This is a genomic window from Pseudomonas sp. NFACC32-1 (assembly GCF_900101215.1).
Lineage (GTDB): Bacteria > Pseudomonadota > Gammaproteobacteria > Pseudomonadales > Pseudomonadaceae > Aquipseudomonas.
Window position 1 is genome coordinate 1 of the sequence record NZ_FMUL01000015.1, and the last position, 20,449, is coordinate 20,449.

Consider the following 20,449-nt stretch of genomic DNA (forward strand, 5'->3'; position numbering starts at 1 on the left):
CGCCCCTCCACCACCAGCACCTGCAAGTGACCGTCGGACAGATCCTGCTGCGGCAGGTAGGCACGACTGGTGACCAGGCCTTTCTCGATGTAGCGGTCGGTGATGACCTTGAGCAGTTCGTTGAGTTGCGGCACGCCCAGGCATTGGCCGATGTAGGGCGCCAACAGGCGCTCGCGCTCAGCGGAGGAAAGGCTGTCGGCGCCCTTGAGCTCGATGGTGCGGATGGGGAAGCAGCGGGTATCGACCGGCGCCGTCGGCTGGGCCGGCTTCGCCTCCTGGCCGGGCAGGTTCTTCAGATCCTCCAGGCGCCGGCGCTGTTCTTCGAGCAAACGGTTCTGGCGTTCGCGGATCAGGTCGGTGTCACCGGGGGTGGGGGCAGCGTGAGCGGGGGGCAGCGGAGAAAGGCACAGCAAAGCCAAGCACAACCTCGCCCAACGGGCGGGTGAGAACATGTTCGATCCCTCGAATAAAACGGCGTCCAAAAATAGCGGCGCGATGCTAGGGAGCGTCATTTGCGCCGTCAATTAAATATTTGTCTCCAGAGTTATTCCGAGAACCCGTTATCCAGAATCAGACGCATCGGTCCGTGCCCTCGGCCCGGCCCGCAAAACCTTTTTGACAGCATCGTATTTCAACAGGTTAGAATCGCTGGCACGCAGGCTGCATGGTCAGCCTGTGCCCGTCTTTCAGTTTTCCGGAGTACTGCCTTTGACTGCGACGACCATCAACAGCCTGTTCTTGATCGGCGCGTTGCTGGTAGGTGCAAGCATTCTGGTCAGCTCCCTTTCGTCCCGCCTGGGTATCCCCATCCTGGTGATCATCCTGGCCGTGGGCATGGTTGCCGGGGTCGACGGCGCCGGAATTCTCTTCGATAACTACGCCACGGCCTATCTGGTGGGCAACCTTGCGCTGGCGGTGATCCTGCTGGACGGTGGCTTGCGTACCCGGGTCTCCAGTTTCCGGGTGGCCTTGTGGCCGGCGCTGTCGCTGGCGACGGTCGGCGTGCTGATCACCACGGGCCTGACCGGCCTGGCGGCGGCGTGGCTGTTTGACCTTAACCTGATCCAGGGCCTGCTGATCGGCGCCATCGTCGGCTCCACCGACGCCGCGGCGGTGTTCTCGTTGCTGGGGGGCAAGGGCCTGAACGAACGGGTCAGCGCCACCCTGGAGATCGAATCCGGCAGCAACGACCCCATGGCCGTGTTCCTGACCGTCACCCTGATCGGCATGCTCGCCAGTGGTGAAACCGGCCTGCACTGGAGCCTGCTCGGGCATCTGGTGCGCGAGTTCGGCATCGGCGCGGTGATCGGCCTGGGCGGTGGCTGGCTGATGTTGCAGCTGGTGAACCGCATCAACCTGGCCAACGGCCTCTACCCGATCCTGGTGATCAGCGGTGGCCTGGCCATCTTCGCCCTGACCAACACCCTGCACGGCAGTGGTTTCCTGGCGGTGTACCTATGCGGCCTGGTGCTGGGCAACCGCCCGGTGCGCAGCCGCCACGGCATCCTGCATATGCTCGACGGCATGGCCTGGCTGGCGCAGATCGGCATGTTCCTGGTACTGGGATTGCTGGTCACACCCCACGACCTGCTGCCGATCGCCTTGCCGGCCCTGGGCCTGGCACTGTGGATGATCCTGTTGGCACGGCCGCTGTCGGTCATGGTGGGCCTGATGCCGTTCCGGGCCTTCCATGGCCGCGAAAAAGCCTTCATTTCCTGGGTCGGCCTGCGCGGCGCGGTCCCGATCATCCTGGCGGTCTTCCCGTTGATGGCCGGCCTGCCTCACGCCCAGCTCTATTTCAACCTGGCGTTCTTTATCGTGCTGGTGTCCTTGCTGGTGCAGGGCACCAGCCTGCCCTGGGTCGCCAAACTGCTGCATGTCACCGTCCCGCCGGAGCCGCTGCCGATCTCCCGGGCCGCGCTGGAAGTGCACGTCACCAGCGAATGGGAGCTGTTCATCTATCGCCTGGGCGCGGAGAAATGGTGCATCGGTTCCCCCCTCCGGGACCTGAAAATGCCCGATGGAACACGTATCGCGGCCTTGTTTCGCGGCCAGCAACTGCTCCATCCGTCGGGTAGTACGGTGCTTGAAACCGACGACCTGCTCTGCGTCATCGGCCATGAACATGACCTGCCGGCCCTCGGAAAACTGTTCAGCCAGGCGCCACAACGGGGCCTGGATCTGCGCTTCTTCGGCGACTTCGTTCTGGAGGGAGACGCCCAGCTGGCTGCGGTTGCGGCGCTGTACGGATTGAAGCTCGACGGTATCGATCCGGACATGTCCCTGGGCCGCTTCATTGCCCAGAAGGTCGGTGGTGCTCCAGTGGTCGGCGACCAGGTGGAGTGGAACAACACCTTGTGGACTGTCGCGGCCATGGACGGGAACAAGATCGGCAAAGTGGGCGTCAGATTCCCCGAAGGAAGTCGCCCGGGTCCCGGCTTGTTCCTCTAAACTGCTCCCTTTCTTATTTGCTTGACCGGTCTCTATGCCTACCCTGCGCTCTTTTTTCGCCATTGCCCTGCTGGGCCTGAGTCTTTCCATCTGCACGCTGCAAGCCGCCGAGCTGCCCACCAGCGAATCGGTTCAGGCCAGCCTGGACAAGATCGCCGACCGCAAACTGCCGGAAGCCGACCAGAAGGCTTTGCAAGCGGTGCTGCAAGGCACCCTGGCCCAACTCGCCAGCAAGGCCGAGTACGAGCAGAAACTGCAGGCGCTAAAGCAGCAGTTGGCCAACGCCCCCAAGCAGAACATTGAAAACCAGCGTGAACTGACGCGACTCAAGAGCACACCTGTGGTGCCCGTGGCGCAGCGTTACGCGAACCTGCCGATTCCCCAGCTCGAACAAATGCTGACGGATCGCTCCACCCAGCAGAGCGACTTGCAAAAGGCCCTCGCCGATGCCAACAGTCTGATCATCACCGCACAGACCCGACCCGAACGGGCCCAGGCCGAAATTGCCAACAGCCAGACTCGCATCCAACAGATCAACGCCATTCTCAAGGCGGGAAGAGACGCTGGAAAAACCCTCAGCAGTGAACAGCGCGACCAGCTCAACGCCGAACTGGCGGCCCTCAACGCGCTGATCCCGCTACGGCGCCAGGAACTGGCCGGCAACAGCCAGTTGCAGGACCTGGGCAACGGCCAGCACGACTTGCTGATGGAAAAGATCGCCCGCATGGAGCAGGAGATCCAGGACCTGCAGAACCTGATCAGCCAGAAGCGCCTGGCCCAGTCCCAGGAAACGGTGACCCAGCAATCCATCGAAGCGCAGAAAGCCGGCGGCAGCAGCCTGCTGGCCACCGAAAGCGCGGCCAACCTCAAGCTTTCGGACTATCTGCTCAAAAGCACCGACCGCCTCAACGAAGTGACCCAGCAGAACCTGCAGACCAAGCAACTGCTGGACAGCGTCACCCAGACCGACGCGGCCCTGGACGAACAGATCAGCGTACTCAAGGGCAGCCTCCTGCTTTCCAAGATCCTCTATAAACAACGCCAGACCCTGCCGCGCCTGCAACTGGACCAGAACCTGGCCGACCAGATCGCCGACATCCGCCTGTATCAGTTCGAAGTCAGCCAGCAACGCGAGCTACTGAACAATCCGAGCGCCTACGTCGACAGCCTGCTGGCATCGCAACCGGCGGAACAGGTTACGCCGCAGTTGCGCAAGACCCTGCTGGACCTGGCACTGACCCGGATCGACCTGCTGGAACGCTTGAGCCGCGAACTGAGCGCCGTGCTCAACGAATCCATTACGTTGCAGCTCAACCAGAAGCAACTGCTCAGCACCGCGCAAAACCTGCGGGCGACCCTCGAAGAACAGATGTTCTGGATCCCCAGCAACAAGCCACTGGATCTTGAATGGTTGCGTGGCGTGCCAAGCCGCCTGGAAAAACAGGTGGACTCGCTGCCCTGGGCCTCGAGTCTCAGTGAGCTGGCCGATGGCCTGACCCAGCGCCCACTGCTGTTCCTGCCCCTGGCGCTGCTGATCGGTGCGCTGCTGTGGCGACGCAAGAATCTTTATGCCCGGCTGAACAAGGTTCACCAGGACGTTGGCCACTTCAAGCGCGACAGCCAGTGGCATACGCCCCAGGCGATCCTGATCAACATCCTGCTGGCGATGCCGGTGGCCCTGGCGCTGGCGCTCTGTGGCTATGCCTTGCAGATCGACGCCCGCGGCCAGAACGCCAACCTCGGTGCCGCGCTGTTGCAGATCGGCCAGGCCTGGCTGGTGTTCTACACCGCCTATCGCATACTGGCCCCCGGTGGCGTGGCCGAGCTGCATTTCCGCTGGGAGAAACCCCAGGTCGAATTTCTCCAGGGCTGGATCCGTCGCCTCGGGCTGGTGGTGCTGGCGCTGGTGGCCGTGGTGGCCGTGGCCGAGCTGCAACCTTCGACCCTGGCCGACGACGTACTGGGCATGCCGGTGGTGCTCACCTGCTACGCCCTGATGGCCTGGTTGCTCAGCCGCCTGCTGCTGAGCAGCCCGACCCATCGCAACACCTCTCTGTTCCGCAAGGCGGTCGGGGTGGTGTTCACCGCTTTGCCCATCGCCCTGTTCGTGGCCGTGTGCTTTGGCTACTACTACACCGCGCTGAAACTCAGCGACCGGCTGATCAACACCCTTTACCTGCTGATGTTCTGGCTGGTGATCGAGGCGACCTTCGTGCGGGGCCTGTCCGTCGCGGCCCGGCGCCTGGCCTACCAGCGAGCCCTGGCCAAGCGTCAGGCAGCCAAGGAAGCCGGCGATGGCGAGGCGGTGGTCGAAGAGCCGACCCTGGACATCGAGAAAGTCAACGAACAGTCCCTGCGCCTGATCCGACTGGCCCTGCTGGGTGGCTTCATCGCCGCACTGTACTGGGTCTGGTCGGACCTGATCAGCGTGTTCTCGTACCTGGACAACATCACCCTCTACGAATACACCAGCGGCACGGGCGTCAACATGAGCATGGTGCCCATCAGCATCGGCGACATGCTCGGCGCGCTGATCATCATCGGCATCACTTTCGCCCTGGCGCGCAACCTGCCGGGCCTGCTGGAAGTGTTCGTGCTGTCGAAGCTGAACCTGGCCCAGGGCAGCGCCTATGCCACCACCACGCTGCTGTCCTATGTGATCGCCGGCGTCGGCTTCGTCACCACCCTGTCCACCCTGGGCGTGAGCTGGGACAAATTGCAATGGCTGGTGGCGGCGCTGTCGGTAGGCCTGGGCTTCGGCATGCAGGAAATCTTCGCCAACTTCATATCCGGGATCATGATCCTGTTCGAGCGCCCGGTGCGAATCGGCGACACCATCACCATCGGCAACCTGTCGGGCACGGTGAGCAAGATCCGCATCCGCGCGACCACCATCACCGACTTCGACCGCAAGGACATCATCGTACCGAACAAGACCTTCATCACCGGGCAACTGATCAACTGGTCGCTGACCGACACCGTTACCCGGGTGACCCTGAAACTGGGCGTGGACTACGGCTCCGACCTGGACCGGGTGCGCGAACTGCTGCTCAAGGCTGCCCGGGAGAACCCGCGGGTGCTGAAGGAGCCGGAACCGATCGTGTACTTCCTGAACTTCGGCGAGAGCACCCTCGATCATGAACTGCGCATGCATGTGCGCGACCTCGGTGACCGCAACCCGGTACTGGACGAGATCAACCGCTTCATCAACCGTGAGTTCAAGAAGGAGCACATCAACATCTCCTTCCGGCAGATGGAAATCTACCTGAAGAACCTTCACGGCCAGGAATACAAGCTGGTACCCGCCGAGCCGGACAAGAAAACCATCCCGCCGGTGCCCTCGGCCGTAGCCAGCATCAAGCCGGTGCAAGAGCCGCCGCAAGAAACACTCGACTGATGTGCGATGCCCAAGGCATCGCGCCGGAGACGGCCATGAAAACGCTGGAAACGTTGACCTTCGATAACCGCTTCGCCCGCCTGGGCGACGGTTTCTCGGCCCATGTACTGCCCGAGCCCATCGACAACCCACGACTGGTGGTGGCCAGCCCGGCGGCCATGGCGCTGCTGGACCTGGATCCGGCCGAAGCCCACACGCCGTTGTTCGCCGAGCTGTTCGGCGGGCACAAGCTATGGGCCGAGACCGAGCCTCGGGCGATGGTCTATTCCGGGCACCAGTTCGGCCACTACAACCCGCAACTGGGGGACGGCCGTGGATTGTTGCTGGCAGAGGTGTACAACGAAGCCGGCCAGCACTGGGACTTGCACCTCAAGGGGGCCGGCCAGACGCCGTTTTCACGGATGGGCGATGGACGGGCGGTCCTGCGCTCGTCGATCCGCGAATTCCTCGCCTCGGAAGCGCTGCACGCTTTGGGCATTCCCACCACGCGCGCCTTGTGCGTAATCGGTTCGGACACCCCGGTCTGGCGCGAAAAGCAGGAACGCGCCGCCATGGTATTGCGCATGGCGCCAAGCCACGTGCGCTTCGGCCACTTCGAATACTTCTACTACACCAAGAAACCGGAGCTGCAGGCGACCCTCGCCGAGCATGTGCTCAACCTGCACTTTCCCGAGTGCCGCGAGCAGCCGGAGCCGTACCTGGCGATGTTCCGCGAAATCGTCGAGCGCAACGCCGAACTGATTGCCAAATGGCAGGCCTATGGCTTCTGCCACGGAGTGATGAACACCGACAACATGTCGATCCTGGGCATCACCTTCGACTTCGGGCCGTTCGCCTTCCTCGATGACTTCGATGCCAATTTCATCTGTAACCACTCCGATGACCAGGGCCGCTATTCATTCAGCAACCAGGTGCCCATCGGCCAATGGAACCTCAGCGCCCTGGCCCAGGCCCTGACGCCCTTCATCAGCGTCGAAGCCCTGCGTGAGACCCTGGGCCTGTACCTGCCACTTTTCCAGGCCCATTACCTGGACCTGATGCGTCGCCGCCTCGGCCTGACCCGCGCCGAAGACGACGACCAGAAACTGGTGGAACGCCTCCTTCAGCTGATGCAGAACAGTGGCGTCGACTACAGTCTGTTCTTCCGCCGCCTGGGCGAAGAGTCTGCGGAGCAGGCCGTCGCCAGGCTGCGGGACGACTTCATCGATCTCAAGGGCTTCGATGCCTGGGGCAGGCTCTACGTCGAGCGGGTCAGCCGTGAAGGCCCTGTCGACCAGGGTCAGCGCCGCAGCCGGATGCACGCCGTCAACCCGCTGTATGTACTGCGCAACTACCTGGCACAGAACGCCATTGACGCGGCCGAGTCAGGCGACTACACCGAAGTGCGCCGCCTGCACACCGTGCTGGCCAACCCGTTCGAGGAACAACCGGGCATGGACAGCTACGCGCAACGCCCGCCGGAATGGGGCAAGCACCTGGAAATCAGCTGCTCGTCGTGACGCGGCTCCATGGCTGAGGAGCCGTTCCTTCGCCATGAGAATCCATGCAATCAACATGTTTATCTGGATGCCCTTCAGCGCTCACCCCACCTTGTCGTTGCCCTGCTCGGGGGTTTCGATGCCCGGCTCGGTCTCGGCGCCTTCCTTGTCGGACGGTTCGGTCGATGGCTTTTTCTCGGGATAGCCCGGCATGCCGCAGGCGTCTTCCGGGGTGAGCTCGTCCCGATCGTGGCGACGATCGGTTGCATAGGCGGGAGCGGCGTTCGGGTCTTCGTCGCGACCGGCCGTGCCGAGCACGAAGCCGTCGTCGTTGGGGTTGTCCGGTGCGTGGGCGAAGGCTTGATCTTTCGTAAGGCTCATGGGACCTCCATGGGTTGCGAACAGATACGTTGTGGTGTTTTTGAGGTCCAGGCGCGACATCAGTGCGACGCACCTGATGAATGGCAACCTTGATAAACCGCCCCGGCGGCACCAGATCAGGCTCATGATCGTTTTCTGGAGCCCGCCATGCCTGACCCGATGCTGATTCCTTGCCCCCACTGCAACGGCCTCAATCGCCTACCCGCCGACCGCCTGGCAGACCGGCCCAAATGCGGGCGCTGCAAGGCCCAGGTGCTGCTGGACGAACCGTTCGAACTCAAAGAGGGTGACTATGCCAGCCAGATCAAGGGTGACCTGCCATTGCTGGTGGACGTGTGGGCACACTGGTGCGGGCCATGCAAATCATTCGCGCCGGTGTTCCAGCAGGCTGCCGCGCAACTGACCGGCAAATGCCGACTGGCCAAGCTCGACAGCGAAGCCTACCCGCAACTGTCGGCACAGCTGGGGATTCGCTCGATTCCCAGCCTGATCCTGTTCAAGGATGGCCGGGAAGTCGCACGTCAGAGCGGGGCGCTGCCCTTGCCCCAGTTGATGAGCTGGTTGCGCAGCCAGGGCATCTAAACCCCACGATCATTGTGGGAACCTTGCTCGCGCAAGCGGTTTGGCGAGCAACCCTGCCCACACCGGGACTCGTATGAGCCCGGTCAGTCAGGCGTTTTCAAGCAGTCCGTGCAGTTCCACAAACTGCTGGGTCAACTTGTGCCGCGGGTCCAGGTGGATCAGCGGCAGGCTCGCCTGGTGGGATTCGCGCATGCGTACCGAGCTGCTCAGGTACACCGGCAGCACGGGCAAGCCTTCGGCGATCAGTTCGTCAAGCATCTGCTGCGGCAGGCTGGCACGGGCCTGGAACTGATTGACCACGATGCCTTCGATCTCCAGGCCGTCGTTGTGGTCCTCCTTGAGTTCTTCGATTTCCGCCAGCAGGCCATACAACGCCTGGCGGGAGAAGCTGTCGCAATCGAAGGGGATCAGCACGCGGTCGGCGGCGATCAGTGCCGAAACCGCGTAGAAGTTCAGGGCGGGCGGGGTGTCCAGGTAGATTCGGTCGTAGTCTTCGTCCAGCTCTTCGAGCAGTTTGCGCAGTTTGTTGATCTTGTGTTTCGCCTCCAGCTTGGGCTGCAGGTCCGTCAGCTCGGCGGTGGCGGTGATCACGTGGAGGTTGTCGAAGGGCGTTTCGTAGATGTCGACCTTGTTCTTCTTCGAGAAAGGCCCGGATGACAGGGTCTGCTTGAAGAAGTCGGCAATGCCCATGGGAATGTCATCGCCCGTAAGGCCGGTGAGGTACTGAGTGGAATTGGCCTGGGCGTCCAGGTCCACCAACAGCGTGCGATACCCCTCGCTGGCGCTGACCGCCGCCAGATTGCAGGCGATGCTGGACTTGCCTACGCCACCTTTCTGATTGAACACCACGCGCCGCATGTCAAAACCTCCGTGTATCAAAGATTCCCGAGTGTAGTAGGGCAAGACCCCGCTTCGCTACCTTCGGTATGGATGGACTACAGCGTTAGTGGCTTTTTCCGAAAAGGGAACGTCAATTCGCGCAGAATCTTAGGGAAGTTACCGACAGACAGGCTCGTGAGAATCGCGACAATGACAGGCCTGTGCCGGGAGGGACCGTCAAATCCCCCCGAGCGCACCAACGTAACCATTATTTGCTACAAGCCAACCGCACCGGGATAATGCGCGCCACTTGGGTCGCAAGATCATGCAGGGTTGGACGCGGGTCAAACCACTGAACCGTGACAATAAAAGCCCGCAGGGGTGGGATGAATTCTGTGATCGATTTCAACATCGCCCAATGGCGCGCCTGGGCCCCAGGGCTCGAAAGCGTGGACGACTGGCAGGCGTGGAGCCGACAGCCGGTCATGCTGCCCCCAGGCGACGGCGCCCCTGACGTCTCGTTCCTGCCGGCCATGCAGCGCCGGCGACTCAGCCGCCTGGCGCGGATGGCCTTCAGTGTCGGCTGGCCCCTGGCGGAAGGCCGGCCGGACCTGCCGTTGGTCTTTATTTCCCGCCACGGTGAAACCCCACGCACTTTTGAGATTCTCAAGGACCTGGCAGCCGACCAACCGCTGTCGCCGACCCAGTTCAGCCTGTCGGTGCACAACGCAGTGATCGGCCTATGGTCGATCATGCGCGGCGAAACCAGCGAAATGACGGCCCTGGCCGCCACCGGCGACGGGCTGGAACATGGCGTACTGGAAGCCGCCGCGCTGTTGAACGAAGGCGCACCGGCGGTATTGCTGGTCATTGCCGAAGAACAACCGCCGCAGGTGTATACGCCCTGGGTGGACGACGTGCCCTTTCCCTATGCGGTAGGGCTTTTGCTAACCCCGGGCGAAGACTGGCAACTGACCCTGTCCACCCCGCAGACCCAACCGCAAGGCGGCGAATGGCCCCATGCCCTGAACCTGGTGCGCACGCTGCTGAACAACGAAACCACTTGCCAACATGCCTGGAAGAATCGCGTATGGACCTGGCAACGCAACCGGTGACCGGTAAACATCGCGACGCCTACTACTGGCGTCTGCTCGCAACCGCGGCCAGCTTTACCCTGTTCGGGTTGGGCGGTCTGTGCCTGCGCTTGCTGGTGTTTCCGTTGCTGGCCTGCTGGCCCGGCGACGCCCAGGCTCATCGGCAACGGGCGCGGCGCACGGTCGGACGGCTGTTCTGGTTCTTCATTCGCTTCATGGCCCGCACCGGCGTGCTCACCTACCGCATCGACGGTGCGGAAAAGCTCGGCCGTCCCGGCCAGATGATCATTGCCAACCACCCTTCGCTGATCGACGTGGTGTTCCTGATCGGGCTGGTGCGCGATGCCAACTGCGTGGTCAAGCAAAGCCTGTGGGACAACCCCTTCACCCGCGGCCCGTTGCGCTCGACCCAATACATCAGCAACGACGGCAGCATGGACATGCTCGATGCCGCCAGCGACGCCCTGAAGGATGGCCAGACCCTGATCGTGTTCCCCGAAGGCACGCGAACCCAGCCAGGCCAGGCGCCGGCCTTTCATCGGGGCGCAGCGGCCATCGCCCTGCGGGGTGCGAAAATCCTTACACCCGTGACGATCAAGGTCAGCCCCACCACCCTGACCAAGGCCGAACCCTGGTATCGCATCCCCCAGCGCCGTGTGCACTTCAGTTTCCATGTGGGGGCCGATATAGATCCACAGGCATTCGCCACGCTCGGTCCTCCACCCCAGGCTTCGCGCAGGCTCAACGATTTCTTGCATCACTATTACATCAAGGAGCTCGCCGAAGATGAGCGATCTGCACCGTGACATCAAACAGCTGATCATCGACGCCCTCGGCCTTGAGGACATCAGTGTCGACGATATCGGCGATCACCAGACCCTGTTCGGTGAAGGCCTGGGCCTGGACTCGGTGGATGCCCTGGAGCTTGGCCTGGCGATCCAGAAAAGGTGGGGCATCAAGATCGATGCCGACGCCAAGGACACCCGCAACCATTTCAGCAACGTGGCAAGCCTTGCTGCCTTCGTCACCGCAAAAAGCGCTTGAGACCGGACCATGCAAACTCGTGATGACATCTTCAATACCCTGCGCGACGCCCTGGTGGAGCTCTTCGAGCTGGACCCGGAGCGGGTGACGCTGGAATCGAACCTGTACCAGGACCTGGAAATCGACAGCATCGACGCGGTCGACCTGATCGATCACATCAAACGCCAGACCGGCAAGAAAATCGCCGCCGAAGAATTCAAGTCGGTGCGTACCGTCAACGACGTGGTCGAGGCGGTCTATCGACTGGTCCAACCGGCCGCATGAGCCGGTTGATTGGCCTCGGCCTGCTGTTGGCGGGCCTGCTTTACCCCTTTGCGGTGTATTTCGGCATGGAGCACTTCGCACCGTGGCAGTTCGGCCTGCTGCTGGGCAGCCTCTGGCTGGCCCGCGTGCTGCTAGGAAAAGGCGGCCCCGGCACGCTCTGGATGGCGGTCACGGCGATCGTGTTCTGCGCCTTGCTCGCCTTGTTCGACAGCCCGCTCCTGCTGCGCTGGTACCCGGTGCTGATCAGCGCCTTCATGCTCGGGCTGTTCGTCCTGAGCCTGAAGTACGGCCCGCCGATGATCGAACGCGTGGCCCGCCTGCGCGAGCCGCAACTGCCGCCCAAAGCGGTGGTGTATACCCGCCAGGTCACGGTGGCCTGGAGTGTGTTTTTCCTGTGTAACGGTTTGCTCGCCGCCGCCCTGACGCTCTGGGCGCCGCTGAGTTGGTGGATGTTGTACACCGGCCTGATTTCCTACGGACTGATGGGGCTGCTGTTTGCCATTGAATGGCTCATACGACAACGGGTAAGAGGCCGCCCATGAATTGGATAAAACTTGAGCAGATGCTGCTCGAGGCTCGACCGGAGCGCACCGTGGCAGTGGATCCGGTCATGGACCACTCGCAACTGCGCGATGAAGCCCTGCGCCTCGCCGCAGGACTGCAAGCCAAGGGGGTGCAGCGTCTGGCGGTGCACCTTGAAGACGCGGCGGACCTGGCTGTGGCCCTGCTCGGCGCCTGGCAGGCGGGCGTGCGGGTCCTGCTCCCCGCCGACCTGCAGGCGCAGACCCGCCAGCGCTGGGCGGCCGAAGTCGACTTGTGGCTGACCGACCAGCCCGGCGACACGCATCCCGGCGAGCTACGCTCTACGCCCCTGGCGCCTGTGGCACTGGACCTCGACCGATGCTGGCTGAGCCTGTGCACGTCCGGCTCCAGCGGCGAGCCCAAGCGCATCGAGAAAACCCTTCGGCAGTTGAGCCATGAAGTCATGGCCCTGGAGCAGTTGTGGGGCGCCGGCCTGGGGCCGGCCTGCATGATCGGCAGTGTCGCCGCCCAGCACATCTACGGCCTGCTGTTCCGGGTGTTGTGGCCGCTGTGCGCCGGGCGTCCGTTCGTACGCCGCCAGGTGGCCTTTCCGGAAGACCTGCAACGCGCCAGCCGCCAGCACCCGGCCTTCGCCTGGGTCGCCAGCCCGGCGCTGCTCAAGCGTATGGGCGATAACCTCGACTGGCCGGCCTTGAGCCATGTTCGCCGGGTGTTTTCCTCCGGCGGCGCCTTACCGGCCGATGCTGCCCATAGCCTGCAGCAACGCCTCGGGCAATGGCCCACAGAGATTTTCGGCAGCTCGGAAACCGGCGGTATCGCCTGGCGCCAGGGCGGCGGATTGTGGCAGCCCTTCACCGGCGTCGAGCTGACCCAGGCCGCCGACGGCGCCTTGCTGGTGTCCTCGCCTTATTTACCCCCCGGCCATGTGGAACATACCGCCGACGCGGCACGGATCGCCGACGATGGTCGCTTCGAACTCCTTGGGCGGCTGGACCGCATCGTCAAGCTGGAAGAAAAACGCATCTCCCTGCCCATGCTTGAACAAGCCCTGCTGACCCATGACTGGGTCAGCGAAGCGCGACTGGGGGTGGTACAGGAAAACCGCGCCTCCCTTGGCGCCCTGCTGGTGCTGAGTGAAACCGGCCTGCACGCCCTGCGCAACCTGGGCCGGCGTGCGCTCACCGACGCCCTGCGCCGGCACCTGGGCGAGCACTGCGAAACCCTCGCCCTGCCACGGCGCTGGCGCTGGCTGCGGCAGTTGCCACTCAACGCCCAGGGCAAACTGCCCCAGGCCGACGTCGAGGCACTGCTGGCGGCACCGCGCCCGAAAAAACCGGAGGTGCTGGAGCAGATCCAAAGCGATGGCGAGTGGAGCCTGCAGCTGGCGGTTCCGCCAGACCTGGCCTACTTCAGCGGCCACTTCCCCACCGCGCCGGTATTGCCTGGCGTGGTACAGGTCGATTGGGCGCTGGGCCTGGGCCGGCGCCTGCTGGACATGCCGCCGCGCTTCGTCGGCATGGAAGTGCTGAAATTCCAGCAATTGATACGCCCTGGCGATGAAGTCCAACTGCACCTGCGCTTCGACCGTGAACGCGGCAAGCTGTATTTCGCCTACCGCAATGACACAGCCACCTGTTCCAGTGGGCGGATCGTGCTGGGGGTGGCCGATGACTGACCACACCGCTGCACTCCTGTGGCGAGGCAATTCACCCCCGCAGGGTTGCGCAGCAACCCCGAAGCCTGTGCAACGGCACAGACTGATGGCGAGCGCTTCCCACTCGAGCGGGGCGGTGCGACGTTTCGCCAGATCCCCTGGCCACGATAAACGGGCGGCAGATGAAAGATATGCATAACCCTTGCGCCGTCATCCCGGTCTACAACCACGAGACCGCCGTCTCGGCGGTGGTGCAGGCCTTGCTCGCCAATGACCTGCCCTGCGTCTTGGTGGACGACGCCAGCAGCCCGGCCTGCGCGGCCGTGCTGGAGCGGCTGGCCGAACACGAGCGTGTCCATCTGATCAGGCTGGCAGTCAACCAGGGCAAGGGCGGCGCGGTGATGACCGGCCTGCGGGAAGCCTCGCGCCTGGGGTTCAGCCATGCCTTGCAGGTCGACGCCGACGGCCAGCATGACCTGGGTGACGTGAAGACCTTCATCGATCAATCCCGTACCCACCCGGACGCCCTGATCTGCGGTTATCCGCAATACGATGCCAGCGTACCGAAAGGTCGTCTGTACGCCCGCTACCTCACTCATGTGATGGTCTGGATCAATAGCCTGTCCCTGCAGATCCGCGATTCGATGTGCGGCTTCAGGGTCTATCCCCTGGCTGCGACCCTGGCGCTGATCGGCTCGGCGAACATCGGCAAGCGCATGGACTTCGATTCGGACATCCTGGTGCGCCTGGCATGGCGCAATCAGCCGATGCGCTGGCTGCGCACCCGTGTCCACTACCCCCAGGACGGGGTCTCGCACTTTCGCCTGTTCCACGACAACGTGCTGATTACCCGCATGCACACCCGACTGTTCTTCGGCATGCTGGTGCGCCTCCCCGTGATTCTCTGGCGACGGTGGCGGACATGAGCGCCGACCAACAGCACTGGGCCGACCGCCAGGAGCGCGGCAGTTACTGGCTGATGAAGTTCACCGCGTTCGCTGCCCGAGTGCTGGGGCGCCGGCTGCTGAGCCCGCTGCTGTACGGCATCGTCCTGTACTTCTTCATCTTCGGCCGCAGCGCCCGCCATGCGGCGTGGCAGTACCAGCGGCGCCTGGCCGACTGGAGCGGCCGTGCCGAACTACGTCCGACCCATCGACGAGTCTTCGGGCAGTTCATGGCGTTTGCCGACTCCTTGCTGGACAAGCTCGACGTCTGGAACGGCAAATTGAGCATCGAGCAGATCGAAATCGTCGATACGGCGCTGCTGCGCAATCACCTGCGGGGCGAGCGTGGACAGATGCTGGTGGGGGCGCACCTGGGCAATCTGGAAATGTGCCGGGCCCTGGCCGAACTGGGCGAGAAAGTGACCATGAACGTGCTGGTGCACACCAAGCACGCCGAGCAGTTCAATCGCCTGCTGGGCGAGGCCGGCGCCACGCACCTGCGGCTGATCCAGGTCAGCGAGCTGGAGCCGTTGATCATGCTGCAACTGAGCGAACGCCTGGAGCGCGGCGAGTGGCTGGCGATTGCCGGCGACCGCATACCCTTGCACGGCGGGCGCAGCGTGACCGTGGATTTCATGGGCCATCCCGCCGCGTTCCCCCAGGGCCCATGGCTGCTGGCCGGCCTGCTCAAATGTCCGGTCAACCTGCTGATGTGCCTCAAGCACGAGGGGCGCTATCGGGTCACCCTCGAACCCTTCGCCGAGGCCGTGGAATGGAAACGCAGCGACCGAGAACAAGTGATCGCCCATTGGGCCGGCCGCTATGCCGCACGCCTGGCGCAGTATTGCCTCCAGGCCCCGCAACAGTGGTTCAATTTCTACCCTTTCTGGAAGACCGATGACGATGCCCACTCTTGAACCGGTAACCTTTGGCGAACGCCCCTTGCGCATCGAGGACGTGCTGGCCCTGGCCAACCGTCAGGCGCCGACGCAACTTCAGGATGACCCGGCGTTCCGCCAGCGCATCGCCAAGGGCGCGCAGTTCCTCGACTCCTTGCTGGACAAGGAAGGCGTGATCTACGGCGTGACCACCGGCTACGGTGATTCTTGCGTGGTGGCCGTGCCGCTGCACCATGTCGAGGCCTTGCCGCGTCATCTGTACACCTTCCACGGCTGTGGCCTGGGCAAGTTGCTGGACGCCCAGGCCACCCGCGCAGTGCTGGCGGCACGCTTGCAGTCGCTGTGCCACGGCATGTCCGGGGTGCGGGTGGAGCTGCTGGAACGGCTCCAGGCCTTTCTCGAGCACGACATCCTGCCACTCATCCCGGAAGAAGGTTCGGTGGGCGCCAGCGGCGACCTGACGCCCCTGTCTTACGTCGCGGCCACGCTGTCGGGGGAACGGGACGTGCTGTTTCGCGGCGAGCGCCGCCTGGCGGCCGATGTGCATCGCGAACTGGGCTGGCCCCCGCTGGTGCTGCGGCCCAAGGAAGCCCTGGCGCTGATGAACGGCACCGCCGTGATGACCGGCCTGGCCTGCCTGGCCTTCGCCCGGGCCGACTACCTGCTGCAATTGGCGACCCGCATCACTGCGCTGAACGTCGTCGCCCTGCAAGGCAACCCCGAACATTTCGATGAGCGCCTGTTCGCTGCCAAGCCTCATCCGGGGCAAATGCAAGTGGCCGCGTGGCTGCGCAAGGACCTGGCGATCGACGCCCCCACCGCACCGTTGCACCGCCTTCAGGATCGTTACTCCCTGCGCTGCGCCCCTCATGTGCTCGGCGTACTGGCCGACAGCCTGGGCTGGCTGCGCTCGTTCATCGAAACCGAGCTCAACAGCGCCAACGACAATCCGATCATCGATGCCGAGGCCGAACGGGTCCTGCACGGTGGGCATTTCTACGGCGGACATATCGCCTTCGCCATGGACAGCCTGAAGAACCTGGTGGCCAACGTTGCCGACCTGCTGGACCGCCAGCTCGCCCTGTTGGTGGACGAGCGCTACAACCATGGCCTGCCGAGCAACCTGTCCGGCGCCAGCGCCGAGCGGGCGATGCTCAACCACGGCTTCAAGGCCGTGCAGATCGGTGCCAGCGCCTGGACTGCCGAAGCCTTGAAGAACACCCTGCCGGCCAGCGTGTTCTCACGCTCCACCGAATGCCACAACCAGGACAAGGTGAGCATGGGAACCATCGCCGCCCGGGACGCGATCCGCGTGCTGGAGCTGACCGAGCAGGTAGCCGCCGCGACGCTGCTGGCGGCCAACCAGGGCGTATGGCTGCGCAGCCGCAGCGAAGACGCGCGGCCACTGCCGCCGGCCCTGGCCGCCATGCACGCCGAACTGGCCGGGGATTTCGCGCCGGTCATCGAAGACCGGGCCCTGGAAAGCGAACTGCGCCTGTGCCTGCAACGCATCGCCGAACGGCACTGGAGGCTGCATGCGTAGCCAGGGAGTGCTGCACGTCGACACCCAGGTGGTGGTGCCGTTTTTCGATGTCGATTCGATGAACGTGGTCTGGCATGGCCATTACGTCAAGTACCTGGAAGTGGCCCGCTGCGCCCTGCTCGACCTGATCGGCCACAACTACAACGACATGCTCGCCTCCGGCTATGCATGGCCGGTGATCGACCTGCAACTGCGCTATGTGCGCAGCGCCGTGTTCGGCCAGGCCCTGAGCGTGCGCGCCAGCCTGGTGGAATGGGAGAACCGCCTGAAGATCAATTACCTGATCAGCGACGTGGAAACCGGCGAGCGCCTGACCCGCGCCAGTTCTGTGCAAGTGGCCGTGGACATCGCGACCCGTGAAATGCTGCTGGCCTCGCCCCGGGTCTTCGTCGAAGCCGTCGAAAGGAAATTGCCATGAAACGCCTGTACCTGGGACTGTTGCTCTGGGGCCTGGCGTCCCTGGCCCAGGCCTTCGACCTGCAGCGACTGAGCGAACAACTGGCCCGCCCGGAAGTCATCCACGGCCAGTTCATCCAGGAAAAGCATCTGCGCGCCTTGCCCCAGCCCCTCATCAGCAAGGGGCATTTCGTGCTGGCGCAGAAGCACGGCCTGCTGTGGCTACTGCGAACCCCGCTGCAACAGGACTACCGGATCACCGCCCGAGGCATCGCCCGACGAGACGGCGACACCTGGCAAATGCTGCCGAACAAGAGCGAAGGCGCCGAACAGAATCGCCTGTTCATGGCCGTGCTGCAGGGAGACAGCAGCGGCCTGCAACGGGATTTCGAACTGAGCCTGACGGGTACCGCGCAACAGTGGACACTCAAGTTGGTTCCGCGCTCGGTACTGCTCAAGCAGATCTTCACCCGGATCGACATCGAGGGCGGCGAGCTGGTGCGGCGCATCGAGCTGCTGGAAACCCAGGGCGACAGCACCGTGCTGCGGATGCAAGACAGCACCAGTGCACAGCCCCTGAGCGAAGCGGAGCAACATGACTTTGCCGAGTGAACGCAAGCTGCCCTGGCTGTTCCTGGCCTTGCTCCTGGCAGTGCTGGCGCTGGCCGGCTGGCAGTGGCGCAACGGCGCGCCGTTGTCGGCCAATCTCATGGAACTGGTGCCGGGCACCACGCCCGATGCCCTGGAGCTCATTGCCGAGCGACGCATGCAGGAACCGTTGAACCGCGAGGTACTGGTGCTGGTGGGCCATCACGACCGCCAGCAGGCCATCGCGCTGGCGCAAACCCTCGGTCAGCAATGGCAGGCCAGTGGACTGTTCGACAAGGTCCAATGGACGCTGCAAGCCGATCTGTCGGCATTGCGCACGCAGTTGCTCAACGGCCGGCTGGCGATGCTGTCGGCCACGGACCGCCAGCAGTTGATCGACCATCCCCAGGCATTCATCCAGCAACGGGTACAAGCCTTGTTCGATCCGTTCAGCGGCTTCAGCCTGGTACCCAGCCAGGACGACTGGCTGGGACTGACCGGACGCATCCAGAACAGCCAGCCGCAACACGGCGCAGTAACGCTGGATGTGAGCAGCGGAGCACTGATCGCCGAAGCCGACGGCAAGCACTGGGTGCTGCTGCGGGCCCGAACCCATGGCGACGCCTTCGACATGAACCTGCCGCTGCAAGTGGCGCAGCTGTTGCAGCGCAGCCGCGACCAGGCGAGCCAGGCCCAGGGGCAGTTGCTGGCCGCCAGCGGCCTGCTCTATGCGGCCAACGGGCAGCAGCAAGCCTCGCGTGAAATCACCTGGGTCGGCGGTGGCGCGACGGTGGGCATCCTGTTGCTGCTGTTGCTGGCTTTCCGAAACCTGCGGGTGTGGCTGGCGTTCGTGCCCGTGCTGGTGGGCATGCTGTTCGGCGCGGTGGCCTGCGTGGCCCTGTTCGGACGCATACACGTCATGACTTTGGTGCTGGGCTCCAGCCTGATCGGCGTAGCGGTGGACTACCCGTTGCACTACCTGTCCAAGAGCTGGAGCCTCAAGCCGTGGCACAGCTGGCCCGCCCTGCGCCTGACCCTGCCCGGGCTGAGCCTGAGCCTGGCGACCACCTGCATCGGCTACCTCGCCTTGGCCTGGACACCTTTCCCGGCGCTGACCCAGATCGCGATCTTCTCCGCCGCCGGGCTGGCCGGAGCCTATCTCGCGGCGGTCTGCCTGCTGCCGGCACTGCTCAACGGCGCCGAACTGCGTCCGGCCCAGTGGCCGCTGCGGCTCTGCGAACACCTGCTCCAGGCCCGCGCAGCGCTGCTGGCGCGGGTCTGTACGCCCATCCTGCTGGTGCTGCTGTTGATCTTCTGCGCCGGCGGCCTCTGGCACCTGAGCACCAAGAACGACATCCGCCAGTGGATCGGCACGCCCCAACACCTGACGGACGAAGCCCAGGTGATCGCCCGGATCACCGGTTTCCAGCCGACCAGCCAGTTCTTCCTGATCCGCGCCGACGACCAGGCCCAATTGCTGGAACGCCAGACCGCGCTCAACGAGCGCCTGGACCAGTTGATCGGTCTGAACAAACTCCAGGGCTACCTATCGCTGAACCAGTTGGTCAGCCCTCCCGCCGAACAGCAGAAGGTGCGCGAAGCCCTGGCCCGGTTGCCGGCGTTCTGGCAGCCGTTGCTGGACCTGGGCGTACCGGTCAGCGCGTTGCAGGCGGAACTCGCGCAATTGCAGGCCCTGCCCGTTACCGACATAGGCACTGCACTCACCGGGCCGCTGGCCGAACCGTATCGCACGCTCTGGCTCGGGCCGACAGCGCAAGGCGTGGCCGCGGTGGTCAGCCTGCAGGGCTTGAACGATGCGGCGCTGCTGCGGGTGCAAGCGGTGGACCTGCCCGGCGTGCACCTGGTAGACCGCCTGGGCGATCTGAACCGGGTCTTCGCCGCCACGCAAATCAGTGCCGCCGAGTTGAAGCTGGCGTCCTGTGTGCTGATCGTGCTGCTGCTGATCTGGCCGTTCGGCGTCGGCGCGGCCCTGCGCATCGTCGCCCTGCCGCTGCTGGCCGCGATGTGCAGCCTGGCGAGCCTGGGCTGGCTCGGCCAGCCGTTGACCCTGTTCAGCCTGTTCGGCCTGCTACTGGTGACCGCCATCGGCGTCGACTACGCGATCCTGATGCGCGAACGGATCGGCGGGGCCGCAGTGAGCCTGCTGGGTACCCTGCTGGCGGCAGTCACCACCTGGCTGTCGTTCGGCCTGCTGGCGCTTTCCAGCACACCGGCGGTGAGCAACTTCGGCCTGGCGGTAAGCCTGGGGCTGGCGTTCAGTTTCCTGCTGGCGCCCTGGGCCGGACACCATGAGCCCCCCGAGGCGGAGCCTGCCCCATGACCCATTCCCTGAACCTCATCGCCCCGGCAAG

At 64.1% G+C, this 20,449-nt stretch carries 19 protein-coding genes; 16 read left to right on the forward strand and 3 right to left on the reverse strand.

Annotation, left to right across the window (positions count from 1 at the left end):
- Positions 1–452 (reverse strand): POTRA domain-containing protein (locus BLP99_RS20645; RefSeq protein WP_143007965.1); only part of this gene is annotated, 452 nt, incomplete at its 3' end.
- Between the two features lie 256 nt (positions 453–708).
- Between BLP99_RS20645 and BLP99_RS20650 the strand changes: the two genes are divergently transcribed.
- Genes BLP99_RS20650 through selO form a run of 3 tightly spaced genes read left to right on the forward strand, consistent with a single transcriptional unit; the run spans position 709 to position 7,347 of the window.
- Complete coding sequence (locus BLP99_RS20650) at positions 709–2,451, forward strand: potassium/proton antiporter (protein ID WP_072398015.1); 1,743 nt, start codon at positions 709–711, stop codon at positions 2,449–2,451.
- Positions 2,452–2,485: 34 nt separating this feature from the next.
- Positions 2,486–5,848 carry a mechanosensitive channel MscK gene (gene mscK, locus BLP99_RS20655; RefSeq protein ID WP_092181596.1) on the forward strand — a complete coding sequence of 1,121 codons (3,363 nt, stop codon included), beginning with the start codon at positions 2,486–2,488 and terminating at the stop codon, positions 5,846–5,848.
- A gap of 35 nt (positions 5,849–5,883) precedes the next feature.
- The gene (gene selO, locus BLP99_RS20660) at positions 5,884–7,347 is read left to right on the forward strand and encodes a protein adenylyltransferase SelO (RefSeq protein WP_092181673.1); all 1,464 of its coding nucleotides are present in this window, start codon (positions 5,884–5,886) and stop codon (positions 7,345–7,347) included.
- Positions 7,348–7,428: 81 nt separating this feature from the next.
- On the opposite strand, the gene BLP99_RS20665 is transcribed toward selO, so the two are convergent.
- Positions 7,429–7,707, reverse strand: a complete 279-nt coding sequence (locus BLP99_RS20665; protein ID WP_092181599.1) for a hypothetical protein — start codon at positions 7,705–7,707, stop codon at positions 7,429–7,431.
- A gap of 147 nt (positions 7,708–7,854) precedes the next feature.
- Between BLP99_RS20665 and trxC the strand changes: the two genes are divergently transcribed.
- The gene (trxC, locus tag BLP99_RS20670) at positions 7,855–8,289 is read left to right on the forward strand and encodes a thioredoxin TrxC (RefSeq protein WP_072398012.1); all 435 of its coding nucleotides are present in this window, start codon (positions 7,855–7,857) and stop codon (positions 8,287–8,289) included.
- An 87-nt stretch (positions 8,290–8,376) separates the two neighbouring features.
- Here trxC and BLP99_RS20675 read toward each other — a convergent pair whose 3' ends face one another.
- Positions 8,377–9,147, reverse strand: a complete 771-nt coding sequence (locus BLP99_RS20675; protein ID WP_072398011.1) for a ParA family protein — start codon at positions 9,145–9,147, stop codon at positions 8,377–8,379.
- Positions 9,148–9,494: 347 nt separating this feature from the next.
- On the opposite strand from BLP99_RS20675, the gene BLP99_RS20680 reads away from it, so the two are divergent.
- From BLP99_RS20680 to BLP99_RS20735, 12 genes are all read left to right on the forward strand, one after another.
- Positions 9,495–10,223 (forward strand): beta-ketoacyl synthase chain length factor, encoded by a 729-nt coding sequence (locus BLP99_RS20680; RefSeq protein ID WP_072398010.1) that lies wholly within the window; start codon positions 9,495–9,497, stop codon positions 10,221–10,223.
- Positions 10,199–11,008, forward strand: a complete 810-nt coding sequence (locus tag BLP99_RS20685; RefSeq protein WP_072398009.1) for a lysophospholipid acyltransferase family protein — start codon at positions 10,199–10,201, stop codon at positions 11,006–11,008. Before BLP99_RS20680 ends, BLP99_RS20685 begins: the two co-directional genes overlap by 25 nt.
- A complete protein-coding gene (locus tag BLP99_RS20690; RefSeq protein ID WP_072398008.1) occupies positions 10,989–11,246 on the forward strand; it encodes a phosphopantetheine-binding protein in 258 nt (85 codons plus the stop codon). Before BLP99_RS20685 ends, BLP99_RS20690 begins: the two co-directional genes overlap by 20 nt.
- A gap of 9 nt (positions 11,247–11,255) precedes the next feature.
- Positions 11,256–11,510, forward strand: a complete 255-nt coding sequence (locus BLP99_RS20695; RefSeq protein WP_030140951.1) for an acyl carrier protein — start codon at positions 11,256–11,258, stop codon at positions 11,508–11,510.
- Positions 11,507–12,052, forward strand: coding sequence for a COG4648 family protein (locus tag BLP99_RS20700; protein WP_092181602.1), 546 nt, complete (start codon positions 11,507–11,509; stop codon positions 12,050–12,052). The genes BLP99_RS20695 and BLP99_RS20700 overlap by 4 nt, the downstream gene beginning before the upstream one ends.
- Complete coding sequence (locus tag BLP99_RS20705) at positions 12,049–13,728, forward strand: acyl-CoA synthetase family protein (RefSeq protein ID WP_072431653.1); 1,680 nt, start codon at positions 12,049–12,051, stop codon at positions 13,726–13,728. The genes BLP99_RS20700 and BLP99_RS20705 overlap by 4 nt, the downstream gene beginning before the upstream one ends.
- A gap of 170 nt (positions 13,729–13,898) precedes the next feature.
- Positions 13,899–14,633: a glycosyltransferase family 2 protein gene (locus BLP99_RS20710; protein WP_072398005.1), complete on the forward strand. Its 735-nt coding sequence runs from the start codon at positions 13,899–13,901 to the stop codon at positions 14,631–14,633.
- Entirely contained in the window at positions 14,630–15,568 is a 939-nt protein-coding gene (locus BLP99_RS20715) for an LpxL/LpxP family acyltransferase (RefSeq protein WP_072398004.1), read from the forward strand. Before BLP99_RS20710 ends, BLP99_RS20715 begins: the two co-directional genes overlap by 4 nt.
- Positions 15,549–17,093, forward strand: coding sequence for an HAL/PAL/TAL family ammonia-lyase (locus BLP99_RS20720; protein WP_092181605.1), 1,545 nt, complete (start codon positions 15,549–15,551; stop codon positions 17,091–17,093). The genes BLP99_RS20715 and BLP99_RS20720 overlap by 20 nt, the downstream gene beginning before the upstream one ends.
- Complete coding sequence (locus tag BLP99_RS20725; protein WP_072431655.1) at positions 17,086–17,511, forward strand: acyl-CoA thioesterase; 426 nt, start codon at positions 17,086–17,088, stop codon at positions 17,509–17,511. Before BLP99_RS20720 ends, BLP99_RS20725 begins: the two co-directional genes overlap by 8 nt.
- Positions 17,508–18,101: an outer membrane lipoprotein carrier protein LolA gene (locus BLP99_RS20730; RefSeq protein ID WP_072398001.1), complete on the forward strand. Its 594-nt coding sequence runs from the start codon at positions 17,508–17,510 to the stop codon at positions 18,099–18,101. The genes BLP99_RS20725 and BLP99_RS20730 overlap by 4 nt, the downstream gene beginning before the upstream one ends.
- Entirely contained in the window at positions 18,085–20,418 is a 2,334-nt protein-coding gene (locus tag BLP99_RS20735) for an MMPL family transporter (protein WP_072398000.1), read from the forward strand. Before BLP99_RS20730 ends, BLP99_RS20735 begins: the two co-directional genes overlap by 17 nt.
- Positions 20,419–20,449 lie beyond the last annotated feature (31 nt).